Origin of the sequence: Agathobaculum sp. LCP25S3_E8 (assembly GCF_052117165.1) — a bacterium.
Taxonomy (GTDB): Bacteria; Bacillota; Clostridia; order Oscillospirales; family Butyricicoccaceae; genus Agathobaculum.
Genome location: NZ_JBQKJR010000017.1, coordinates 1 through 22,792 on the forward strand (window position 1 = coordinate 1; position 22,792 = coordinate 22,792).

Annotated in this window: 25 protein-coding genes, 1 other RNA gene and 1 pseudogene; 7 read left to right on the forward strand and 20 right to left on the reverse strand. The window is 54.5% G+C overall.

The genetic code is table 11. The features are described 5' to 3' along the window. Positions 1-156: 156 nt before the first annotated feature. Positions 157-1,518, reverse strand: coding sequence for a UDP-N-acetylmuramoyl-L-alanine--D-glutamate ligase (gene murD, locus ACTQ34_RS07875; protein WP_441363303.1), 1,362 nt, complete (start codon positions 1,516-1,518; stop codon positions 157-159). Between the two features lie 105 nt (positions 1,519-1,623). On the opposite strand from murD, the gene rnpB reads away from it, so the two are divergent. Further along, an RNA gene (rnpB, locus tag ACTQ34_RS07880) (RNase P RNA component class A) lies at positions 1,624-2,062 on the forward strand. A 170-nt stretch (positions 2,063-2,232) separates the two neighbouring features. On the opposite strand, the gene ACTQ34_RS07885 is transcribed toward rnpB, so the two are convergent. Beyond that, entirely contained in the window at positions 2,233-3,123 is an 891-nt protein-coding gene (locus ACTQ34_RS07885) for an N-acetylmuramoyl-L-alanine amidase (protein ID WP_441363304.1), read from the reverse strand. Positions 3,124-3,264: 141 nt separating this feature from the next. Between ACTQ34_RS07885 and ACTQ34_RS07890 the strand changes: the two genes are divergently transcribed. Continuing rightward, positions 3,265-3,459 carry a transposase gene (locus tag ACTQ34_RS07890; protein ID WP_441363305.1) on the forward strand — a complete coding sequence of 65 codons (195 nt, stop codon included), beginning with the start codon at positions 3,265-3,267 and terminating at the stop codon, positions 3,457-3,459. A 43-nt stretch (positions 3,460-3,502) separates the two neighbouring features. On the opposite strand, the gene ACTQ34_RS07895 is transcribed toward ACTQ34_RS07890, so the two are convergent. Genes ACTQ34_RS07895 through ACTQ34_RS07910 form a run of 4 tightly spaced genes read right to left on the reverse strand, consistent with a single transcriptional unit; the run spans position 3,503 to position 4,618 of the window. Beyond that, positions 3,503-3,724, reverse strand: a complete 222-nt coding sequence (locus ACTQ34_RS07895) for a holin (protein WP_441363306.1) — start codon at positions 3,722-3,724, stop codon at positions 3,503-3,505. Positions 3,725-3,743: 19 nt separating this feature from the next. Beyond that, a complete protein-coding gene (locus ACTQ34_RS07900; protein WP_441363307.1) occupies positions 3,744-3,959 on the reverse strand; it encodes a hypothetical protein in 216 nt (71 codons plus the stop codon). Positions 3,960-4,003: 44 nt separating this feature from the next. Next, positions 4,004-4,252, reverse strand: coding sequence for a hypothetical protein (locus ACTQ34_RS07905; RefSeq protein ID WP_441363308.1), 249 nt, complete (start codon positions 4,250-4,252; stop codon positions 4,004-4,006). Between the two features lie 54 nt (positions 4,253-4,306). Next, positions 4,307-4,618 carry a putative ABC transporter permease gene (locus ACTQ34_RS07910; protein WP_441363309.1) on the reverse strand — a complete coding sequence of 104 codons (312 nt, stop codon included), beginning with the start codon at positions 4,616-4,618 and terminating at the stop codon, positions 4,307-4,309. Positions 4,619-5,143: 525 nt separating this feature from the next. Between ACTQ34_RS07910 and ACTQ34_RS07915 the strand changes: the two genes are divergently transcribed. The 3 genes from ACTQ34_RS07915 to ACTQ34_RS07925 all read left to right on the forward strand — a co-directional run bounded on the left by ACTQ34_RS07915 (position 5,144) and on the right by ACTQ34_RS07925 (position 6,163). Beyond that, positions 5,144-5,281 carry a helix-turn-helix transcriptional regulator gene (locus ACTQ34_RS07915; RefSeq protein ID WP_441363348.1) on the forward strand — a complete coding sequence of 46 codons (138 nt, stop codon included), beginning with the start codon at positions 5,144-5,146 and terminating at the stop codon, positions 5,279-5,281. A 388-nt stretch (positions 5,282-5,669) separates the two neighbouring features. Beyond that, positions 5,670-5,870, forward strand: coding sequence for a molecular chaperone GroEL (locus ACTQ34_RS07920; RefSeq protein WP_441363310.1), 201 nt, complete (start codon positions 5,670-5,672; stop codon positions 5,868-5,870). A gap of 59 nt (positions 5,871-5,929) precedes the next feature. Continuing rightward, positions 5,930-6,163 carry a hypothetical protein gene (locus ACTQ34_RS07925; protein WP_441363350.1) on the forward strand — a complete coding sequence of 78 codons (234 nt, stop codon included), beginning with the start codon at positions 5,930-5,932 and terminating at the stop codon, positions 6,161-6,163. A gap of 203 nt (positions 6,164-6,366) precedes the next feature. Here the strand turns inward: ACTQ34_RS07925 and ACTQ34_RS07930 are convergent, their stop codons facing one another. The 11 genes and pseudogenes from ACTQ34_RS07930 to ACTQ34_RS07980 form a co-directional block, all read right to left on the reverse strand. After that, entirely contained in the window at positions 6,367-6,651 is a 285-nt protein-coding gene (locus ACTQ34_RS07930) for a hypothetical protein (protein WP_441363311.1), read from the reverse strand. 1 nt (position 6,652) lies between these two features. Beyond that, the gene (locus ACTQ34_RS07935; RefSeq protein ID WP_441363312.1) at positions 6,653-7,045 is read right to left on the reverse strand and encodes a RusA family crossover junction endodeoxyribonuclease; all 393 of its coding nucleotides are present in this window, start codon (positions 7,043-7,045) and stop codon (positions 6,653-6,655) included. Positions 7,046-7,335: 290 nt separating this feature from the next. After that, the gene (locus ACTQ34_RS07940) at positions 7,336-9,579 is read right to left on the reverse strand and encodes an AAA family ATPase (protein WP_441363313.1); all 2,244 of its coding nucleotides are present in this window, start codon (positions 9,577-9,579) and stop codon (positions 7,336-7,338) included. Beyond that, positions 9,580-10,347: pseudogene (locus ACTQ34_RS07945) on the reverse strand (helicase-related protein); the annotation flags it as partial. Further along, positions 10,293-10,544: a hypothetical protein gene (locus tag ACTQ34_RS07950; RefSeq protein ID WP_441363314.1), complete on the reverse strand. Its 252-nt coding sequence runs from the start codon at positions 10,542-10,544 to the stop codon at positions 10,293-10,295. The pseudogene ACTQ34_RS07945 and the gene ACTQ34_RS07950, both read right to left, overlap by 55 nt. 18 nt (positions 10,545-10,562) lie before the next feature. Continuing rightward, positions 10,563-10,913, reverse strand: a complete 351-nt coding sequence (locus tag ACTQ34_RS07955) for a hypothetical protein (protein WP_441363315.1) — start codon at positions 10,911-10,913, stop codon at positions 10,563-10,565. Continuing rightward, on the reverse strand, positions 10,910-11,539 hold the full coding sequence (locus ACTQ34_RS07960) for an ATP-binding protein (RefSeq protein ID WP_441363316.1): 630 nt from the start codon (positions 11,537-11,539) through the stop codon (positions 10,910-10,912). Before ACTQ34_RS07960 ends, ACTQ34_RS07955 begins: the two co-directional genes overlap by 4 nt. Before the next feature lie 553 nt (positions 11,540-12,092). Further along, on the reverse strand, positions 12,093-13,505 hold the full coding sequence (locus ACTQ34_RS07965; RefSeq protein WP_441363317.1) for a glycoside hydrolase family 28 protein: 1,413 nt from the start codon (positions 13,503-13,505) through the stop codon (positions 12,093-12,095). Positions 13,506-13,683: 178 nt separating this feature from the next. Further along, on the reverse strand, positions 13,684-14,982 hold the full coding sequence (locus ACTQ34_RS07970; protein ID WP_441363318.1) for a TRAP transporter large permease: 1,299 nt from the start codon (positions 14,980-14,982) through the stop codon (positions 13,684-13,686). An 18-nt stretch (positions 14,983-15,000) separates the two neighbouring features. After that, positions 15,001-15,498: a TRAP transporter small permease gene (locus ACTQ34_RS07975; RefSeq protein WP_441363319.1), complete on the reverse strand. Its 498-nt coding sequence runs from the start codon at positions 15,496-15,498 to the stop codon at positions 15,001-15,003. A 12-nt stretch (positions 15,499-15,510) separates the two neighbouring features. Beyond that, positions 15,511-16,512: a TRAP transporter substrate-binding protein gene (locus ACTQ34_RS07980; protein WP_441363320.1), complete on the reverse strand. Its 1,002-nt coding sequence runs from the start codon at positions 16,510-16,512 to the stop codon at positions 15,511-15,513. Between the two features lie 294 nt (positions 16,513-16,806). Between ACTQ34_RS07980 and ACTQ34_RS07985 the strand changes: the two genes are divergently transcribed. Then, entirely contained in the window at positions 16,807-17,694 is an 888-nt protein-coding gene (locus tag ACTQ34_RS07985; protein ID WP_441363321.1) for an AraC family transcriptional regulator, read from the forward strand. Here ACTQ34_RS07985 and ACTQ34_RS07990 read toward each other — a convergent pair. From ACTQ34_RS07990 to ACTQ34_RS08000, 3 genes are read right to left on the reverse strand one after another with little or no spacing between them, the layout of a single operon-like run. Then, the gene (locus tag ACTQ34_RS07990; protein ID WP_441363322.1) at positions 17,664-19,649 is read right to left on the reverse strand and encodes an FAD-binding protein; all 1,986 of its coding nucleotides are present in this window, start codon (positions 19,647-19,649) and stop codon (positions 17,664-17,666) included. The genes ACTQ34_RS07985 and ACTQ34_RS07990 overlap by 31 nt on opposite strands. 13 nt (positions 19,650-19,662) lie before the next feature. Further along, positions 19,663-20,430 (reverse strand): 3-ketoacyl-ACP reductase, encoded by a 768-nt coding sequence (locus ACTQ34_RS07995; RefSeq protein WP_441363323.1) that lies wholly within the window; start codon positions 20,428-20,430, stop codon positions 19,663-19,665. A 14-nt stretch (positions 20,431-20,444) separates the two neighbouring features. Beyond that, positions 20,445-21,773 carry an oxidoreductase gene (locus ACTQ34_RS08000; RefSeq protein ID WP_441363324.1) on the reverse strand — a complete coding sequence of 443 codons (1,329 nt, stop codon included), beginning with the start codon at positions 21,771-21,773 and terminating at the stop codon, positions 20,445-20,447. A 179-nt stretch (positions 21,774-21,952) separates the two neighbouring features. Between ACTQ34_RS08000 and ACTQ34_RS08005 the strand changes: the two genes are divergently transcribed. Then, positions 21,953-22,765, forward strand: a complete 813-nt coding sequence (locus ACTQ34_RS08005; protein ID WP_441363325.1) for a helix-turn-helix domain-containing protein — start codon at positions 21,953-21,955, stop codon at positions 22,763-22,765. Positions 22,766-22,792 lie beyond the last annotated feature (27 nt).

Consider the following 22,792-nt stretch of genomic DNA (forward strand, 5'->3'; position numbering starts at 1 on the left):
TGGTTGTGGAAGGAGAAGTCTTCTCCATTCATGTTTGTACTTTTTTGGCCTTTATACGCCAGAAACCCGGCTTATGCCTGACGCATAGGCCGGGTTTCTCGACAGACTGAGCAGACCTTCAGCATTAGCTGAAGGTCTGCTTTTTCTTTGATTCCGTTACAGCGCATTGACCAGCGATTTGAACAGCTTGCCACGCTCCATAAAATTCTTAAAGCGGTCAAACGACGCGCTTGCGGGGCTCATGATAACCACATCGCCCTCTTCGGCACGCGCCGCCGCTTCACGCACCGCAGTTTCGAGATTCTCGACCTCGAGGATGGTCGGATGCTCCCCTTCTACCGCCAGCACACAATCGCGGATTTTCGGTGCGGTCGCGCCGGTAACCAGCAGCAGCTTAACATGCTGGCAAATCGGTTCGCCAAGCACATCATACGGGATATGCTTGTCATAGCCGCCCGCAATCAAAATCACCTTCTGCTGGAAGGATTCCAGTCCTGCGATGGTGCGCGTCGGACTGGACGCAATCGAATCGTTGTAATACTTCACGCCGTCCTTCTCGCGCACAAACTCAATGCGATGCTCCACACCGCCGAAGGTGGTTGCCACTGCCCGGATATCGTCATCCGAGGCATAGCCCTGCACAATCGCTGCGGCCATCATCATGTTGTAGACATTGTGCGCACCGGGAATGCGGATATCCGCTGCCGGCATCAACTCGCGCCGCACACCGCCTTCCGCAATATAGATGATGTCATCCTTGAGAAACACACCGTTGGCAAGCTCCTGCTTTTTACTGGTGCAGAACAAATTGCCCGAAGCATGCAGCGTTCGTGTGACCTCATCATCCAGATTGAGCACCAGACGATCTTCCTCCGTCTGGTTACGGTAAATTGCCGTCTTGGCCTGCACATACTCCTCGAAATCCTTATGGTAATCCAGATGGTTGGGCGTCAGGTTGGTAATTGCCGCCACATGGGGCGAATGCTTCATCCCCATCAGCTGGAAGGAGGAAAGCTCCACAGCCGCAAAGTCCTCCGGCTTCATTTCATTGACCCGCGGCAGCAAGGGTGTTCCGATGTTGCCGCCCAGATGCACGGTATAGCCCGCGTGCTTCAAAATTTCACTGACGAGCGTCGTGGTGGTTGTTTTGCCGTCCGAACCCGTAATGCCGATAATCGGACAGGGACAAACCGCAAAAAACAGTTCCATCTCACTGGTAATCTCCGAGCCGCGCTCACGTGCTTTTTGCAAAAAGCGTGGATGCACACCCGGCGTACGGAAAATCACATCCTCATCCAGTGCATCCAGATAATGCTCCCCGAGCACAAAATCCACGCCCAGCGTAGCCAGTGTGGCGTAGCCGTCGCCCAGTTCGGTCGGGTCTTTTTTGTCATGCACGGTTACCCGCACGCCTGCTGCACGCAGCATCCGAATGAGCGGCATATTGCTCACCCCGGCGCCGATAACCCCGACCCGCTTATCCGACAGGCCGCCAAAATATTGTTCTAAAGCTGTCATAATATGCGTACACCGCCTTTTTCACAGGTTACAGTATACAGGATTTTCGTCTATTTGGCAAGTCCGGTTTGACGGGGACGTATTTTTGCGGTATACTGGATGTCATGACTGGTGCAGACGGTCGCGTGCCTGACGGCATGAGGAAAGTCCGGGCTGCACAGGGCAAGGATAACGGATAACGTCCGCCGGGGGCGACCCTAGGAATAGTGCAACAGAGATATACCGCCTCATCCCCTATATTGGGGCCCCTACAAAAACACCCGTTTTTGTGGGGAGAAGAGAGACAGCAAAATGGACGAGCTTTGCCATTTTGGCAAAGCGAGTGATATGGAGCTTGGCTCGACGAGGTAAGGGTGGAAAGGCGAGGTAAGAGCTCACCGCGCCCCGTGGTGACACGGGGGGCCTGTAAACTCTATCCGCAGCAACGCCGACAGGGACCATGGTTTGCCCGACCGTCCCGACTGGCGGCTTGAGACGTGCGGCAACGTGCGTCCCAGATAGATGACCGTCCACGACAGAACCCGGCTTACGCACCAGTCATACCATAAAATAAGTTGCGATTTTCTTTTGTTTTGGAAAAGATTTATCGTTTTATAAGATATATTTGTTCTGGCAGAAATATGCTTGTCAGTAGATTTCCAGTAAAATTCCGCAAAAAATCAGCCCCTCCGGTATTTAGCCGGAGGGGCTTTGCCGTGTCCAAATGGAACACCGTTATTTCATAACAGAAGCCAGCTTCTTGACCAGCGCATCACCGTACCGATACTTGAGCAGATACTCCATCGTGCTTTCTTCCAAACCGCACGCGTCCTGCAATGCCTTGACGGCCGCCTGCACCTCGCTGTCCGCATCCGGTACGGCTGCGCGCGTCTCCGGCGCGACGATGCCCGGCACCTTTGTCTTGGCATCATACGTCACGTCGTACCCCGCCTGTGCCAAATCAGTCAGCTGGACATAGTTATGGCCCCCCTTTTCGATCACGTCGCAGGTGTAATTCTTGCCGTCAATGCAGACGGTTTTCTTCTGTGTCACTTCGTCGTCCTCCTTCTGAACCGTTTTGCCGAAGCCTTCCGCCACGCCGTCCGCAATCGCGTGCGCAATGTCGTAAAACTTCGTCTTGTATAGCTTCATATCGTCCGCGTCGTCCACAAAGCACGTCTCAATCAGCGCGTGACTGATGCCCTTGCGGTGCACGGTGTTCATCACCAGCAAATCGCCGCGCCGCTTGACGCCCCGGCTGGTAAAGCCCAGCGCCGCGATGCGGCGGCAGATCGTCTGCTCCACCGTGATACTGGTCTCCCCGGTATGCACCAGCACCTCCACGCCCGTGGTTTTGCCGTTGCCTTTCGGGTCGTTTGCCGCCGCGTTGAGGTGCAGCTCGATCACATAGCCCACCCCGGACAGCGGCAGGCTGCCGCCGTTCTTCAGCACCTTGTAGGCGTCGTTTTTCTGGTCGTACATCACGACCTCAAAGCCGTAATTACGCAGCAGCGGCGCAACGGCGGTCGCCATGTGGCGCGTCTCGACGGCTTCCGTGCAGCCGCAGCCGACTGCGCCCGAATCATAGGGACTGCCGCCATGCCCTGCAATCAGTAAAATTTTCATACGCACTCCTCTCTGGGACAAAGAAAACGCCCCGCCTTGACTTTGGCGGGACGCGTGGTATAATATCTTATACAAGGGGCGCTGTCGGCAGACGGCTGACCCAAAATCAGTTGTTACAGAGTAACCGCTACATTTTGGTCGATGGGGCGGTTACTTTGCATTTATGGTGAGTATGTAAAGCATGACTGCTATACATACGAAGAAACGAAACAGTTTCATCCCCATATGCACCACCTCCTTTTGACAGGAGAGTGGTCAACCGCCCGCCGCTGGGAACGACAGCGCCCGACATATTATATCATCGCGCGCCGCGCTGAGTCAATTTGCCGCCTTTAGGCGGCTTTTTCATTTTACGAAGAATCTCAATATTTTGTTCTGATTATTGCTCCGTCTGCGCCTTGACTTCGGGCAGACCGGTGACGCTGGTCAGCAGGGAGATAATGCCCGCCAGCGCAGCTGCCGATGCGACCATCGGCCAGTTTACCTCTCCCATCGCAGCCGCCGCACCGATAACGCCGATGGCCGACTGCGCCACAGTCTTGACTGCGCGCACACCCGCCGCCTTGATCCACAGTTTGGTTTTTTCGCTCAGTTTGCTCATGTTGTCGTTCTCCTTTCCGTCACTGGTTTTTCATATCCCGGATATCGTGCTGCACCTCCAGCATCTGCCCTTCCAGCTTGTAGGTGCGCTCGATCACCTTGTTGTGCTCGTTCACCTTTTTCTCGAGCTGCTCGATGCGGTAGCTGGTCAGACGTGAAGAAACCAGAATGCCTCCCATCGACCCCACCAACGTGCCGAGCAGGCTGATGCAGGAGAGAATGATTTCTACATTCATATAAGGGTGGGGCAGGTTTTGCCCGCCCCGTCACCTCCTCCCGCTTACAGGCCGAGCAGCTTTCTGTCGGCCGCACTCAGCAGCTCGGGCAGGCCGGTCTGCACGCTGCGCCAGTGCCTGTACTGCGCGCGGGCGAGGTCATCATGCCCCAGGCCGTACTTCTTGTCGTACTTGTCGAGGCACACGCCGATGTCGCCGCCCATGCTTGCCACTTCCTCATGGTTCTGGATGTAGATGTTGTTCTGGTACATATTTTTTACTTCCTTTCCGGCCTTTTGGCCAATGTATTTCATATATAGTGGGATCGTCTCCGTATTTTGCCGTCAATCGGTCAACCCGGCAAGAAATCACCTCCCCCGCCGGTGCGCAAGCCATGATGCCAGCCGGTGCAGCGCGTTCTCCAACCAAACCGCCGCCGCGCTGAGGAAAAACCACGCGACCGCGAACTGCAAGCACACCTGCCCCCAGAGGTTGAACGGCATGTCGGAGTAATCCCACACGCCCCAGCCCAGCCAGCGGTTGACGATCAGCCCCACCAGCAGCTCGAGCACGGTCACGATCATCGCGCCCTCCAGCATTTGCAGCCAGAGCGGCGGGTGGTCTTGCCATTCGTCCAGCAGGCCGATGAGGGCGAAGCACACCCCGCCCAGCACGCCCATGCTCCAATGGGTGTAACCGCGCCAGAGGGTTTCGATAACCTCGTTGCTTTCATAGTTCTGCGGAGGCGTCCTAACGGACGTCAGCTTTGCTATACCTTTTTTGATCCGTCTACGTTTTTTGCCAATCCACATTTTTAGCCTTGACTTTTAATAGTTAGTCTTTCGGGCAAAAGAGACCCGTACTGATTAAAGCATTCTTAAATCATATTTTTCCAATAATTATTGTTTTTTCATTGACTATCGTCCATTCATGCGCCACAATATGACTATACGAACGGAAAGGAGATCGGCAAAACAAACTATGAATATCCGAAAGCTCTTGACTTTTCTTCTCGCCACCAACCTCATTACTGCTATTGCGTGTGATTGGCAACCAGCAACAAAAGCACTGGTTATCATCAATGCGCTGGCTTTGCTTTCTCTCGTAGCACGCAAAGCGATGTGCAGAAGGGACTGATGTACAATATTCTTATGCTAAACGAATCACGCCATAAAGCCGGACTTTCTCAAGTATAACTTGCTACTCTGGTAGGCATTTCTCGCCGAACCATCAAGGATATTGAGAAGCGCAGTGACTGTCGCATCTCAACAGCCCGAGTCATTTGCAATGCTTTGCATTGTTCCCTTGATGATTTCTATACAACCGATAAAGCCGAGGAGTAATGCCCGGCTTTTCTCTTTTGTATACCCGCCCCGCGTTTGCAAGGCGGGCGCGTGAAAGACAGGTAATGCAGACCTCGGTTTCATTCTGCATTTTCACAATGCCACCATACCACAGCAAAACAGGAACTAACAGGGCCTATCTAAAATCTCCTGCACCTGCTCCAGCGCGCTGAGACGCAGACGCAGCTTGCGCGCCCGTCCCAACCATTCTTTTGCCGTCACTGCCATACCTCCAGTTCAAATAGCGCACAATCTCAGGTGCATATTTAGTCAAGGGAAATTCCTCCTGTGCATGCCGTATCTCCGCTGCAATCGCATCTTTTTGGTTTTCGCCATAATTTATCTCCTTTATCGAGCGTCATCATTTTTTCATGTGCCGGATATCCCTATGGTTTTCGGGCAGGCTATGGATGAGGTGATCTTCATGTCCTATGTCAGTCCGAAAATCCGCTCCCAGTTTGAATCTCTGTCTGTCGAACTGAAAAATGAAATTTTATCCCGCAATGTGCACATGGAAAACCTGCATGACCTGATTTCCGTATTGGAAACGATTGTTTCCGAGGGCGAGCACGCTGAAAAGAGCAACTGACTAAATTTCCATGTATGCCGCTTTGTTTGCTCACACATGCTAAAGATGAGGTGATTTTTATGGCCAAAGCAGGTATGCGCCGCCCCGATCCAAAGGAGCCGCACGGTACAGAAAGCAATCACAAAACACATTTTCCGAAAAACGAAGTGCCGCCTGTTCCACTCATTCAGGGCGAAGCCAAGCACGGCAACGCGAAAGTGCGCCCCATCGTCATGGACGGCACACGCTATCCACACAAAGTCTTTCATGAACCGCAGGCCGACAGTACGGCCGTGGATCCAAAAGCGAGGTGATCTCAATGCCCAAGGACAGCCAACCGGATAACAAGAAAGCACGCATGGAAAAATGCAACGGTCAAACACCGCTCACGCGTGAAAACCAGAACCAAAACCGAAATGCTAAAAAGCATTCCGTCCCACACAATGATGTGTGACTGCCGCCGCCCTTTACCGGGCGGCTTTTTTGTGCCCGTACGAGCTTCCATTTCTCCCCTTTTCTATCGCTCCGACACAATCCCCTGCACGATCGGCAGATCGCACCGGCGCAGCAGCTTCATCGCAGTCTGGTAGCGTATCCATTCGGTTTCCTGTTTCCGGTACTGTATGAAATCCTGTTCCAGCCGGCGCTTGAGCGCCACACCTTCCTCGCGGGTGTAATGCCCGGCAAAGTGCAGCTCATAGAGCAGGCAGAGCGCCATGTAGATCATGCGCTCGGCGGGTGTCAGATCGTCCGGCGGCGCTTCCCGGCGGTACGCCCGCTGGTTCATCTCTTCAAATTCCATGTCATACATCCTCCACGCGGATCCAGATGCCCGGGATCTCCGCCCAAAATTTTTCGATGATCTCCGAGCACACCTGCGCGTCGTCTTTCCAGAACCCGACTTCGGTCATGCAGTCCCCCAGCAGCTTCTGCAGGTTGTCCGTGTCCGGCTTGGTGGTGCGGTATTCGCCATCCTTGTGTTTCCCCCGCGGGAACAGCCATTTAACCATCAGCCGTACCCCGCCTGTCAGCGGCGCCTCCGGTGCGTGCTGCGCCAGATGGGCGGTCAGCTTACTGCGCGCCGCCTGTACGGCGGGCGGGTCATAGAGCATCGGCTTACCATGCACCACCCGCACCCGCTTCTCCTGATGCGTGCAGGTCGGCGGGCGCATCGGCATAAAAAACTGAATTTCCATTTTCTGCACGCTCCTTTCCTCGCGCGTTCGATGGTGGCGTGTCAAAAGCGGATGTGTGTCAAAACCCCCTATATATATAGGGGGTTTTGACACCCCGTTTTTTGACACCATCCATGCCGCATTTTACAGGTCATTTTGCACAAGTTGACACCCACTTGACACCCTATTGATTGTTTATTCTGCCGGTGTCAATTTGTCTTTTCTGCGAAATATCACTTTTTTCGTTTCTAAAAGGTGTCAATTTTCGATTTTCGCATTTTTGACACCCTGTTTTTGCACTCTAAATGGTGTCAAAAAGGGGTGTCAATTTGATTTTGACAGGTTGACACCCTGCGCACCGTGCCATCTTTCTGCCGCTCAAAACCCGGATGCTCGTCCACATGCGTCTTAACGGTGTTGCGGCTCAGCCCACAGTATTCCGCAAGATCGGCAATGCTGACTTCGCCCTTGCCCTCCAGATCGCAGGCGGCAAATGCGCCCTCCAGCTTGTTCAGTCGCTCCTGCCGTTTATCAACAGGTTTCTTCTCCCTGCCCTGCTTCCATGATGGCACATCTTCTCCCGGACGGATATCCGCCAGCAGACCGCTGTGATCCAGCCGGTGCAGCGGAAACTCGAACCAGAGGTTGACCGGCATAAACCGCGGGAACTCGCGCAACGTGCCCTCAATGCGCCATGCCGTGCGTGCCTGTACCTCGCGTCGGGTGTCTGCGACGTCGTCCAGCAGCGCATGATAGGCCGTGCCCGGCAGCAGCCGTTTGCAGGCGTCCAGCGCCTCCCGCTGGCTGCACAGCGTATCCTGCGAGACATCGTCTGACCGCCCCGCCGCCTCGAGCGCCGCGCCGCACACCTTGCAGACCGCGTTGTTCTCCAGCTGCTTGCGCAGATCGTCACTGATATCCAACTCAATGAGGTCAAGCAGTGCGTCCGGGTCGCGGGCAAACACGCCCGAACCGCTCGCGCGGTCCATCGAGCGCTTGCCGCCCTGATTGCCCTTGGAATGATGGTGACAGTAGATCACTGCGCAGCCCAGCTCAGTGCAGACCAGATCGAACTGATTGCAGAACGCCGCCATCTGATCGGCGCTGTTCTCGTCGCCCGTAATGATCTTATAGATCGGGTCGATCACGACCGCGATGTACTCTTTCTTCAGCGCGCGGCGAATCAACTTGGGCGCGAGCTTGTCCATCGGGATTGCCTTGCCGCGCAGGTTCCAAATGTCGATATTGGACAGATTTCTCGGCGGCCAGCCCAGTTTGTCGTACACGTCGCGAAAGCGGTGCAGGCAGGACGCGCGATCGAGTTCCAGATTGACATACAGCACGCGCCCCTGCGCGCAGGAAAAGCCCAGCCAGTCACGCCCTTCGGCCAGTGCAATCACCAGCTCGATCAGGCCGAATGACTTGCCCGCTTTGGACGGCCCGGCAAGCAGCATCTTGTGCCCCTGCCGCAGCACACCTTCGATCAGCGGCGGCGCAAGGTCGGGTAGATGATCCCACACCTCCGACATGCTCTCGGGATCGGGCAGATCGTCGGTCACGCTCTCGATCCACTCTTTCCACTCCGCAAAGTTCGCCTTGCCGAGATTTACGTCGATCAGATACTGCTTTTTGCCGCCGCGCATCACGCCCGGCATACGGGACAGGCGCGAGGGGTTGCGGTTCTGCTGGTCGAGTTCCAGCCCGTTGCGGCGGCAGACCGCATACAGATATTCCACCCGGCTGCGGTACTCGTTGTAGTCCGCGGCGTCGATATGGACAATGGCGTGCAGGCTTTTACCGCCCGAATGGACAAGGCATGCCACCGGCAGCTCCAGTTCCCGGATGAGCGCGTTCTGCCGCTCCAGCTCCATGCCGTCGCACTCGACCAACGCATACCGGAAATCGGTCACGTTCTCGTTGCGCACACCCTTGCCGTCGAGCGGGTTAAAGCGAATCCACGCGCCGACCGCCGGGTTGTAATCGCCCAGCACCGCGCCCACATCGTCCTTGCAGCGGGACAGTTCTTCGATCAGCCTGCCCGCCGTGCGCGACCAGTCGCCTTTGGTCGGCATGTACTTGCCGTCCTTCTCGAAGCTGCGCGTCACATAGCCGACTGTCTCGGTCGAGTCGAACAGCGTCTCCAGATAGGTGATGAGCTGCTGCACGGGATGCCAGTCCGCCGGCTCTGCAATATCGCGTCCCTCAACCCAGTGCGGGTCAACCACACGGTACGGGTCGTCCTTCGCGCCGATCTCCGCCTCCCAGCCCAGTTCATGCCCGCCGTCTCGTTCCGGCCGCCAGCCTCTGGAAAGCGCCATCTGCACGATTGTTCCCGCCGTGATCGGGTTGCCTGTCCCGCGAAAGGTCTCCCATTTGCGGGCGCACTCGCCGGCGTGATACCGGCGCGCGTCCCGTCTCGACCATTCGTCCCATACGGAAACCGGAAGTCCTGCTTCCTTTAGTCCCATGCCGACGCCGACCCACTCCTGATAGGAAAGGCTCATCGGCTCGATGTAAGCAAGCGCCTGTTTCAGGTCCAGCTCATTTCGTTCCATTTACGCTCCTATATATTCCTGCGGATTGATGTCATGCGGGATGCGCCAGCCGTTGGCAGCGATGCGATCGATCAGGTTCTTTGCCGTTTCAAACTGCCATGTGCCGACGTGCTGGAAGCCGCGTCCCTCGAGAAAACGAATCTGTTTTGGGGTGGTCAGCCCTTCCGCCCGTCGCGCGCTGAGACGATCGAGCAGCTTGGCTGCCTTACCGGCGTTGTCGATCTCATCCGGCAAAATGCCCCACTTTTCAAGCGCGCTGCGCTGCTTGTCGCTTGCGGGCGCCATTTCCCAGCCGAACGCCGGTACATAGCCGGACAAATCCTCCGCCTGAATGGACATCTCGAATTGCAGCGGATCGACCAGCTTGCGCTTACGGCTGCGCATCTCGTGCAGCTGCTTGGCAAGCGCTTCCTCGCGCGCTGCGACTACTTCTTCGCGGGCTTCCTGCTCCGCTTCCTCAATGTCCACCGGCGCGCCGGCAGCTTCGATGTTTTCGGTCATGCGCTGGGCGACCTCTTCATTTTCGCAAATCAGATGCGCCGGGTGGCACAGCTCGTGCCGCTCGGTATGCCACAGGAAGTCGAGCAGCAGCAGGTGGTCTTTGCCCGGGAACAGGCGCGTACCGCGGCCGACCATCTGGCTGTACAGGCTGCGCACCTTGGTCGGGCGCAGCACAACGATGCAGTCCACGCTCGGGCAGTCCCAGCCCTCGGTCAGCAGCATCGAATTGCACAGCACGTTATAATCGCCGCGCTCAAAGGCTGCAAGCGTTTCGGCGTGTCGATGCGCAGATGCACGATCGCCTGCGGACAGGGCGGCACCTTTTCCGAACCGCCAAAGCGGGCGCGTTCAAAGCTCTCTACGGTAAACGGGTATTCTCCCGCTTCCAGCACGCGGCGCGGGCTGCCTTCGTTTTCGATCTCGTCTTCCCAGCCGAGTTCGCGTTCCATTGTGGTTTCGTTCATGGGTAAATTCCTCCTTCATTAAAACGGGATATTTTCGCGCTCCTGCAGAATGACCTGATACACCCGATCCCACGCGCCGATCAGGCAGCCGTCAATGAAGTCCTTCGGATAGTCCGTGATCTCCATGCCAAGCGGAAAATACCCCTTGGCGGAAACGGCGGTCTGGATGTCGGTTGCGGTGACGTTGTTTGCACGCATCAGGTCGGCGAGCGCTTGCGGGATGCCGTCCGGAATGTCCGGCACAAGGCCGTCGTCCTGCGCAGGAGCTGGGTTTCCCTCTACTTCCTGCGCCGGATTTACCGGGGAATTGACCGGTTTCGGCTCATTCTGCGGCACGGGTTCAGAAATCGACGGGATTTCCCCGATCACGGACGCGATCTCAGCGAACGCAAACGGCAACTCAGGCACAAGGCCGAAGCGGTTTTCTTCGCATCCCAGCAAGGGTGGTGCGCCGTGTACATGCGGCGCTCCCCGCCCTGCCCCTTGACCTTGCCGCTCTCGGTCTTGACGGCATAGGTCTTGTAACTTGCGAACAGCACCATGTCCGCCCACTCTTTGACAAGCGGTGCATTCTTGGCCGAGAGCTTCATCTCCCAGCGGTCATACGCGCCCAGCTCGTCCGGCTGCTCGAATTTGCGCATCTTGGCGTGCGCGGTGACGACGACATGCACGCCGCGTTCCACGACCTCGCTCAGCTGGTTGAGCAGCCGCCCGAACTCCTCGGACAGATAGGTGTAGCCCTTGCCGTAGCCAAATTCCTCGATACTCTTTTTCTGGTACTTGTCACAGACATACTGCGTACACATCAGCTCGGCCCAGTCCTTGCGCTGCAGCGTGTCCACCTGCTGCGCGAGCATGTCCGCCATCGCCCGCTTGCGCTGGTTCTTTCCCTTGCGCTCGACCACGATGCCGTTGGACAGCGTGACCTTGAGGTGCGGCGGGACTGCCGAGCCTTCCCGCGCCGCCTGCGACGGACGGAAGCGCTCTCCGTACATTCATAACTGATTTTAATATGCACTATACAAAGTGGAGTAATGTCGAAGAGATCAACTTTCTTGTCGTGAATCGTGGAAATGTAACAATTAAAGATATGCAAATCATCTAAGGCGTACAGATTTTTTCTTCAAGGCAATTCATGCAAATAACATGTTGCATTGAAATAAAGCGAGCAAATTCACCATTCGAATCGATATAAAACTTACATGATATAGCTTTATCATAGTTATTGTGATAATAGAAAATCCCGCCCCGGTGCTGCAACACCAGAGCGGGACATGGGGTACTGATAAATTCCTACATCCGTCAGTATCCCTACTTTACCATACGGTTTTACGGTAAGAAAGGGTTATTTTTATGACCAGTTTTGTCCGCAAGCGCGGAAAGACATGGAGCTACTACTTTGAGTTCAGGCTAAACGACAAGCGCCGCCAAATCAGCAAAGGAGGCTCTTCATCAAGAAGAGCCTCCTTTGTTGATTATATTGGAATCTGTGTCCAGAAGATGCAGGCAACAGCACTGCTTCTTCCCTATCTGCACATAGTCTTCCCCTTACTCCATTACCTGATCGGCCAAACCCGGACGGGCCGCCTTTCCACGGAAGTTCTCGACCGATACCTCGGTGCAGCGCTCGGTGCGCAGGGCTTCTCCAAAATCGGATAAATCATCGCCCTCAAAGCGAACGCGGCAATCGCGCAGGGTAACCCCCTTCACATCGCGCAAAAAGAATCCGGGAGACGCCATTTTCTCAATTCCTGCACACAGCCCCTCAGCCGCCGAAACCGTAGTGGAGTCGCTGCCTGAACCACCGCGATTCAAACCCGGCCGCAGGTCATACAGGCCGCGCGGCCACTTGGTCTTTGCACGCATGGTGACCTGTACCTTTTCCATCCAGACATCCTCAATCTCGTTTCCTACGCTGCCCGAGAAAAAGACGCCGTTTTCGCTGTCACAGGTGATGTTGGAAAAGCGAATATTGGAAATGTGGCCGGACTTGGTATGTTCGTCACGGTCGTGGGTGGTAATGGTAATCGGCTCTGCACAGCCCCACCAGCAATCGGCAAAGCGTCGGGTTTCAATGATGATATTGGAAAACGATACATTGCTGACGTTGCCGCCATCTCGGATTTGGATGGAAATACCGCGGTTAGAACCGGAGATGATACAGTTGTCCACCAGAACATTCTCAAAATTCCCCGTTCCCTCAGTGCCGATTTTCAGTGCAGCCGAGGTGGAAATCAGCGTGCAGTTTGAAATAATCACATTCTTAGTTGGGCCGTACTCCATGTTGCCTGCTGAAGATTTCAGACAAATGCAGTCATCGGCGCAGGTCACATGGCAGCCAATGATGCGCACATTTGTCGAATGGTCGGGGTCAATGCCGTCGGAATTTGCTACATCCAAATCGTTTAAAATCCGAATCTGGGAAATCAGCACGTCGTCACACCCTGCCGGATGCAGTGTCCAGAACGGTGCGTTTTGCAGAACAACCTCGGTAAAAGAAATATGGTTGCAGTGCTCTACGTAAATCAGCGTCGGCCGCGGATAAAAATCACCGGTGACGTAGTAAGGGCTGACACGCTTTACAAAGGCATAGGCATTTCCGTCAATGGTGCCCGGTCCTGAGATAGCGATATTGTCCGCATCCTTTGCATAAATAAACGCATAGGACGGCTTAAGCGTCACTGGCGTGCCGATGTGTTCGATGCCGTCATCTTTCTGCCCCTCATTCGGGTGCACATATGTATGGATATCCTCGTGCGCTTTGAGCAGGCTGCCGCGCTCCAAATGCAGGTCTACACCGGGTTTGAGAACAATTGAGCTGGCATAATAGGTTTTTCCACTTTCCAGAACAACACGTCCGCCGCCCGCCGCAGAGCAGGCATCAATTGCCGCCTGAATTGCAGCAGCATCGTTGGTGACGCCGTCGGCCTTTGCACCGAAATTCTGAACGTGATATATCATCTTGCTTCTTCCTTTGCATTGATTTTTGTGTCATATCGCGCATCTCAAGCCCGGACTGGTGCGGGCGCTGAGGTGCCGCAGAGTCGCCAACGCGGAGCGGACAGATTTGTCCGCCCCGCATCCGTCGTGGGGAGTATGGCCGGACCTCACCGGCCGAAAGAAAGGGGGTGCTGTTTGATTAGCCCATAACCATGTTGGGAATGACCATGGAGAACCACGGCACATATGCAACCAGCATCAGGGCTACGAAAATCGCCGCATAGAACGGCAGCAACGGCTTAATCATATCCTCCATATCAATTCCGGATACCTGACAGCCTGAGAACAGCGATGAGCCGACCGGCGGGGTGATATTGCCGACGCCCAGGTTCATGACCATCATAATACCAAAGTGAATGGGGTCCATGCCGAAGCTGGTGACAACCGGCAGGAAAATCGGGGCGAAAATCAGTACAGCCGGAGTGATGTCCATGAACATGCCGGCAACCAGAAGCAGCAGGTTGATGAGCAGCAGGATGACATACTTGTTATCCGAAACGCTCAGCAGCGCTTCACCGATTGCGGTCGGCAGGCCGGTGAAGGACAGAACAAAGCTCATGACCGCAGATGCAGCAATCAGGAACATGATAACCGCAGTGGTTTCGCAGGCATCGCGCAGAATGCCCGGCAGGTCGGACAGCTTGATGCTCTTATAGACCACCATGGCAAGGAAGAGCGTATAGACAACCGCGACAGCCGCAGACTCGGTGGCGGTGAAAATACCGGAGCAAATGCCGCCAATGATAATGACAATCAGGAAAATGCTGGGGATTGCATCGACAAAATACTGGAACAGAACCTTAGCGGGAACGCGCTCGCTGGTCGGATACTTGTTCTTCTTTGCAATGATGTAAGCAACCGCCATACAGGCCAAGCACCACAGGATACCGGGTACGTAGCCGGACATAATCATACCGACAACCGAGGAACCGGACAGAACCGCGTAAATGATGAGGATGCCGGACGGCGGAATAATCAGGCCGGTCGGCGCAGAAGCGACGTTTGCCGCAGCGGCAAACTTTTTGTCATAGCCTGCTTCCTCCTCCATCGGCAGCATGACGCCGCCAACGGCAATAGACGCGGCAACAGCCGAACCGGACAGCGCGCCGAACATGGTATTACCAACGATATTGGTATGCGCAAGACCGCCGGGGATGCGGCCAACCAACACTTTTGCCAGATTGATTAGCCTGTGCGCAATACCGCCGGTATTCATCAGGACACCGGTCAGAATAAAGAACGGTACGGCGAGCAGCGAGAAGCTGTCAACACCGGAGACCATTTTCTGGCAGGCAACAAAGGTGCCAAGGTCAAGCGGCAGCATGGTGGAAACGGTAATCAGAGAGGAAACGATCAGACTGATCGAAACCGGAACGCTCAAGGCGAGCAACAGGAAAAAGCTGGCCAACAGCAGCAGGCCGATATGTAATACACTCATGTTTCTTTCTCTCCTCTCTTACTTCTGTTCGGCAACCGGTGCATCCGCACGGTGTTCCGCAATGGCCTTCAGGTCTTCTGCAATAAAAATCAACGCATAGAAGATAATCAGGATACCGCCGACCAGAATGCTGGCGTATACAAACGGCATCGGCAGATGCAATGCCGCGGAAATCTGGTTGGAAGTGGTTTCTACCAAACGCAGATCACCGACAATCATAACAATAATGCTGAATGCAATCACCACGGCCTGCACCGCAATATCCAAAATCTTCTGACCGACAAACGGCAGCTTTTTGGTCAAAATATTGATGGAGAGGTGCTTGTGGCGGCCGTAAGCGTATGCGCCGCCGACCATTGTCGTCCACACCAGCAAATAACGGAGAATCTCCTCCGTCAGCGTAGACGGATTTTTGAGAATAAAACGGGTGATGACCTGCCAGCAAACGGCCAGAACCATATACCCCATAATCAAAGTGCAGAGCACTTCGATGATTTTGTCAATGACTTTTCTCATTTCTCTTCCTCCTTACTTCAGGTAGCTCTGGAAATCCGCAAAGTAGCGGGCGTTATCCTCGCTCTCTGCGCAGAATTCTTCCTGCAGAGGCTTACATGCCTCGATAAAGGGGGTCTTATCAATCTCATAGAACTGGACGCCCATTTCTTTCGCGCCTTCCTTATTGCGTTCTACGATTTTCAGCCATTCCTGCTCGTGCGCTTCCCAAGCGTCCGCCATGGCATCATAAACCTTCTGCTGGTCTTCCTTGCTCATGGAATCAAACGTATCGACCGACATGATGACAATATCCGGAACATACTGATGCTGGGTGTAGGTATAGGACTTACAAACCTCACCGTGACCGTCGTCTACCAGAACGGTCTCGTTGTTCTCCGCGCCGTCAATAATGCCCTGCTGCAAGGAGGTGTAAACCTCGCCCGAGGACATCGGCGTAGCCGAGCCGCCCATCGCGTTAATCATGGCAACCGACGTCGGCGAGCTTTGGGTACGGATTTTCAAACCATGCAAATCTTCGGGAGACTCTACCGGACCATCCTTGGTGGTGTAAATCGAGCGGGAACCCGAATCAAACCAGCCAATCACGATAAAGCCATCCTCACGGGTGGAGTTAAAAATCTCCTGCACCGCTTCGGAATTGTTCATGACGTTGAAGTAATGCTCTGTGGACTGGAATACATAAGGCAGAGAGAAAATGGAATAAGCCGAATTGAACTGCTCCAGCGCACTTGCACTGACCTTGGCAACGTCCATAACGCCGGCCTTGACCAGCTGAATCATTGCGCTGTCATCTCCCAGCTGACCGTTGGGATAAATGTCAAACGTGTAATCGGTCTCCGCCTCCATCTCTTGGGCGAACGTTTCCAAACCAATGTTGACCGGATGCCAATCGCCATGACCATGCGCTATCAGCAGATGCTTGGGGTCCTGACTCCCGCCGCTGCATCCTGTCAAAGCGGTCAGCGCCGCTGCTGCGACAGCGCCCGCCACCAATCGTTTCATCATGCTTTTCATGAGGAAAATACCTCCTTCTTTCTGTGCAATCCTGTTTGTTCTCCGCGTTCCCGTCGGAACGCCTCTTGCATGCCGGTATGCAGATGCACGGTTCCAGCAAAGTTTTTCCGCAATAACTTGCCTCTGTTCGTGCTTTGTGCTACCATTATAAAAACAATCTTTTTCAAAATAAATGATATTTTTTGGTTTAAATATTGTGATTCTTGCTTTTATTTTACAACGAATAGCAAATTTGCCTAAACCAAATCCCCATTTCTTGTCGAATATAACCAAAGGTGGAAAGGATGTTCCGCGATGAAAAAAAATGACCGAGAGCGACAGTCCTGGCTGTTCAAGCACTACATGACTGAGCATGACTTTGAAGTCGAGCATGCAGTGGATAACGACTACCATGACGTGGAGCCGCACTACCACGAGTTTTATGAGATGTACTTTTTTTCAGGCGGACACGTGGATTATATCGTTGACGACCAACAGTTCCATTTACATCCCGGCGACCTTCTGATTATTCCGCCGAATGTGCTGCACAATCCGGTGTTTCATGACTTTGACATTCCGTATGAACGTTATGTCGTGTGGATATCGGCCAATGCGCTCAGCCGTCTCATCCGGCAGGATGCCGACTGCGGTTATTTTCTCCAGCAGGACATCCAGGGACGCTATTTGTTCCGTGGGGACGAGGCTTCTGTCATCACGCTGCGCGGCAGCTTTGTAACCTTGTTTACCTCCTATCACGAGCGCTCACTGTGCTACCGAACAGAGGGTATCTCGGTCATCATGCACATTCTGACCCTGTACAATCGAGCGCTTGCCGCTGAAACCGAACAGGTGCAGGGCGGCGTGCATGTGTCGCTTCTGACCGATATCCTGCATTATGTGCAGAACAATTTAAACGGCGACCTGTCGCTGGACAAGCTCGCAGCGGTATTTTACACCAACAAATATCATATTTCCCATTTATTCAAACAAAATATGCATATTTCTTACTATCAATATGTCATTCAGATGCGCTTGCTTGCGGGGAAAAACAGCATCTTGGCCGGTGTTCCGGTCGCTAAGGTCTGGGAACTCTGCGGCTTCAGCGACCATACCGGATTCTATCGCGCCTTTCGCAAATGGTATGGGGTCAGCCCCAATCAGTTTAAAAAGCTTCACACCGAACAGCTCGGTCTATCCGACTGATTGGAGGCGCCTTCCCTGCCTGTTCGCGCGCGGTAGCCGCTCCAGACTGTTTCGAACCAGTCATCACGCACCGGAATGGGACGGATGGGTGTAAAGGAAGAGGAAATCCCATCCGCTTTCATTTCGGTGATGAGCTGTTTGTCCATGCCGGCGGATTGCGGCGCTCGATAGCGGTAGCCGGTCAGACCGCTTCCGCAGTCTGTGCCATCCGGGTCTAGCACCAGTCCTGAACCGCGGCTGCCCCACTTTTCGGCGGCAAGCCGCATGGCCGATACCACAGCGCGTTGGCTCAAAAGCACATCTCGGGTGCGCAGCATCTGGGCTAAGCCGCCCACTGCTGCCAGCTTATAATCCGTGAAAAAGCTCTGCAAAACGGTGTCCAGCGTCGTTTCCAGCGTTTTCAACGCGGTCAAATCGCGGATATGCGCCGCCTGCGCACTCATCCGCTGCTGCATCTCCCGCCGTATGGTGTAGGAAGTGCTCCTTTCGTCGCAATGCTCCAGACAAGACATCACCTCGGTCAGCCAGCCGGTCAGCACATGCTCCACCTGCTGTTCCAGCTGTTCCATGCAAAACCGCTGCGGTTTTGTCGTATAGGCAATGTGCTCGGCCGCACGCATCGACCCCACCTGACAGGCGTTGAGCGCGGAACCGCCCGGACGATACACGCCAAACGTGCCCGCACATTCTCCCGCCGCATACAGCCCCTGAATATTGGTCTGCCAGTTGACATCCACTGCAATGCCGCCATTATTATGCTGGGCGCAAACCGCAACCCGAAGCGGCTGGGTTTTCAAATCAATCCCGTGTGCCCGATACAGCTCGATTGCATCCGGATTCATCTTTGCCAGTCTTGCAATCGGGGTCGGCAGGAGCGCGCCCGAATTTCTGAGATATTGACAGGTTTCTTCCGAAAGTGCAGAAAAATCCAGCCCGGTCGGGTCCGTGCGGAAATCCATATATACACGACGTCCCAAATCAACGGTTTCGTGATGGATAATTAAATCAATCCGCGAGGAACCATGCACCTTGCGCACGTCAAACGGCCACTGATATCCCTTGAGAAAAACCGCGTCCAGTGCCTGCGACGGCGTATCAAAGTAATCGAGCAGAAATTCCCGCTCGTTTCCGTCCGCATCCACCGAGATATACCGCGGCAGCACCTGTTGATAGGTGCCCGACACATTCCAACGGAAATCGGTCGAGGCCAAGCCGTACTGCCATTCCTGTAAATTGACCAGCTTGGCCCCGGCTTCGAGCGCCATGCCGGTCATTCCCACATGCCCGCATGGATAAACCGAAGCATCGTATACCCCTGCCGGTCCGCCGGTCGCCAAAAGGATGTGTTCGCAGGCAAACAGCGTCCAGCCATCCGGTCCGGGACGGGTCAAATCGAGCGCCAGCAGACCAAACACCTTACCGTCTTCCACCAGCAGCCGCACAGCCTGCATATGATTGAAAATTCGAATCCCCTTGCGCTGCACACTGCGCTCCAACGCCTCGGTCATAAAGCGTGAGGTCAGCGGCCCGGCTGAGGTCGCGCGCTGCCGCGGGTCATGATCGGTCTTATACCCCACATATTCGCCGTATTCGTTGGTTGGAAACGGTACGCCCAGATTTGCCAGCTTCATAAAGCTGCGCACCGAACCCGCCGCCTCGGCCAAAGCGGTATCGCCGTTGACGCTGCCGCCGGAAAACAGCGTTTCCGCCATCTCCTGCACGGAATCCGCACCGTCTGACGCCAGAGACAACTTGTAATAGGTCTGCTTGTCACTTCCGGTATTGCGTGAGGTGCCCATCTGAATGCCCTCTGTCACAATTGCAAGGTCGGTCCGACCGAGATCATACAGCCAATCAGCCGCATTAAACCCCGCACATCCCGTGCCAACCACCAGCGTATCCAGCGCATAAACCGGCATGATCTGCCCTGCGCAGCAAATCGAAGTCTTTATCATACCGTAAGTCCCCTTACAAGCGGCGGATGTGGAACCCGCCGTCAGCATTGAGCACCTGCCCGGTTGCAAAGTCCAGCAATCCGCTGACCGCCGCACAGACACAGTCCGCTACATCCTTCGGCTGACCAAACCGCTTGATTGGCGTAATGCCTTCCGCAATGAGCTTCTGATATTTTTCGGTCACGCCTGCGGTCATGTCGGTCTGAATGATGCCCGGACGCACCTCAAAAACCGGAATCCCGTACTCTGCCAGGCGGTCGGCAAACAGCTTGGTCGTCATGGAGATGCCTGCCTTAGAGATGCAGTATTCTCCGCGGCTGGTGGATGAGGTGTAGGCCGACATCGAAGAGATATTCACAATGCGGGGAACATAATCCGGCAGTCCCTTTTGCTGCAAATCAATCATCTTGCGCGCTGCCAGCTGGCACATGAAGAATGTCCCCTTGAGATTTATCTGCATCAGATGGTCAAAGCTCTCCTCGGTAGTTTCCAACAGATCCAAGCGCACCGCCGGTGCAACACCCGCATTGTTAACCAGAACGTCCAACCGGCCATATCGCGCACAGACATCCTCCAAAATACGCTCCCGGTCCTCGCGCTCTGCAATGTTGCACGGAAGGTAGATGCAATCCACACCCTCTGCCTGCAATTTCTCTATGACTGCGTCATCCTGTGTCGCAGTCGCTGAAACCACAACAAAATAGCCTTCCTTGCCCAGTGCGCGGGCGATACCCAAACCGATGCCCCGACGGGAACCGGTCACCAGTGCGATTTTCTGCATGTAAGTTGCCCCCTTTACTGCTTGCCCTGTACATCGCGCTGATAAATTGGCAGATATTCCGGGTCACGAATGACGCAGCCCGCAGTGGAACCGGCACGCATCAGCTCGGTGCACTTGCCGCATGCAATGCAGCACTTCCGCTCGTCCATTTTGCCGGTGTGCAGCAGGTCATGGGCAAACTGCGGATAAGCAAACGCCTCGCGGCCAAATCCCGCCATCGTACAGCCGCCCTCTTCCACCGCGCCCGCAGCCAGATTGCCTGCAAACTGACGCAAATAGCTCAGACCGGACGAAATCACCTTCAAACCGGGATACGCCTTCTGCACCGTACTGACACAGTGATACATGCGGGCCACGCCTTCGAGCGGGTGCTCCTTCGGAATATACGGACCATTGTCATACGGCCGATTGACGTGCGGATTAAAATAGGGGTTGCCAATGGTCACATCGAGCAGCTGCATTCCCAGTTCGTTATGCAGACGGCCGACCAGTTCGAGCGGCTCCGTCAGGTCGACTTCCGCCCCTGCATCCGAACGCACGCCGAAACCGTATGGATATGGGAAGCCGTCGTAGACATTCAGACGCGAAGTGACGATAAAGTCCTTTCCGGTTGCGTCCATCGCGTTTTTGACGCCATGGCGCAGCAGCCGGGTTCGGTTTTCCAGACTGCCGCCAAAAGCGCCTTTGCGCGTATACGCGGACAGCAGTTCACTGTTCAGGTAACGGTGACAGCACTTGATATCCACGCCGTCAAAGCCTGCCCGTTCAGCCAAACGGGCCGCATCGGCAAACTTCTCTTCGAGCGCAAACAAGTAATCATCCGACACGATGCGGTCAGACGCAATCGGATTGTCCCCTTCAAAAATCGGGTTGTTGTACGCAATCAGCGGCGCCGGTACACCTTCCGGCTTGGAGTAGCGCCCCGAATGGGTCGCCTGCATAATCACAATCGGCTCGAAGCCGTTTTCCCGCATGCAGGCTTGTTTGATATCGGCCACAAATTTTTGGAAATCCGACAGGTTTTCCTCATGAATCCATAACTGGCGCGGATTGGCGCGTGCCTCGGGAAGAACAGCAACCGCTTCCGCCCATATTAGACCGGCACCGCTTTTTGCAAATCGGTCATATCTGCGCAAGGTTAGTTTATCCGGACTGCCGTCCGCCGTTCCGTCGCAGCCCTCCATCGGCTGAATCGCAATGGAATTTGCTGCGGTCTTTGCACCAATTAAAACCGGCCGCTTTAATACATCGATGTTATCCGACAGAGGAAGATGTACTTCCATCTCCTCTAGCTTCTCAATCAACTCCTTTTTTGTCTTATAATGGAACTTTTCATGCTCCATATATAAATCCTCCTTCTCACTCTTCTTGCGCTGCCGTCTTTGCACAAAGAGAATTTTTTGACGAAATTCAGGCTTTTCTGCGCAGCAACTGTAATGTTATGATATAATAGCCGACAGATAGAAAGTCATATCAAGTTGTGTGATAATATGTAAATTTTGCGATATCAGGAGGTTTCCCCATGGAGCAAAACGCCGTGATGCAGGAATGCTGTTTTAAAGACAGCGATACCGCCATCCGCATCCACTTCCACAATGCCTATGAGCTTTTGTTCATTCGGGAGGGGCACATCCGCATTCATATTGGCGATGCAGCCTATGATGGTGGACCGGGTTCGGTTTTTGTTATCGGTCGATTTGAAGAACACTCTCTCGAACTGCGCACGCCGGTTTATGAACGCTACTATGTGATTTTGAACCCGGACATGACCGAGCGGTTGATTACCGACCGGCGGCTGCTCATGCCTCTGCGCAGCCGTCCGCAGGGTTTCTGCCACCGATATGACGTATCCGACCATATGGAACGCTTTGAGTTGATTTTCCGACGACTGCTGGAAGAGCAGCATATACAGGACTCATTTGCGGGCGTCATGCACATGAGCCTGATTTCCGAACTGCTCATTTTGCTGTGCCGACTGCGTCCTGCGCTGTTTGACGCCACCTCGCAGGCCGGTAAGACCGCAGTCTTTGCCGTCCAGCATTACATTGATACACACTACGCCGAACCCATCCGAGTCAGTGATTTGGCGGAACGTGTCTTTTTAACGCCCTGCTATCTGACCCACTGCTTCAAGAGCCTGACGGGATACAGCCCCAAGCAATATTTGGTACAGGCCCGTCTGGCCGCGGCTAAAGACCTGCTCATCCACTCGGATTTTCCTGTCAGCGAAGTCGCGTTCCATGCCGGCTTTTCCGATGTCAACAACTTTATCCGCACCTTTCGCCGGGAAACCGGATACACCCCGCTGCGCTATCGAGAACGTGAACAAATATAGCATATTTTACATATTATTGCGCAACTG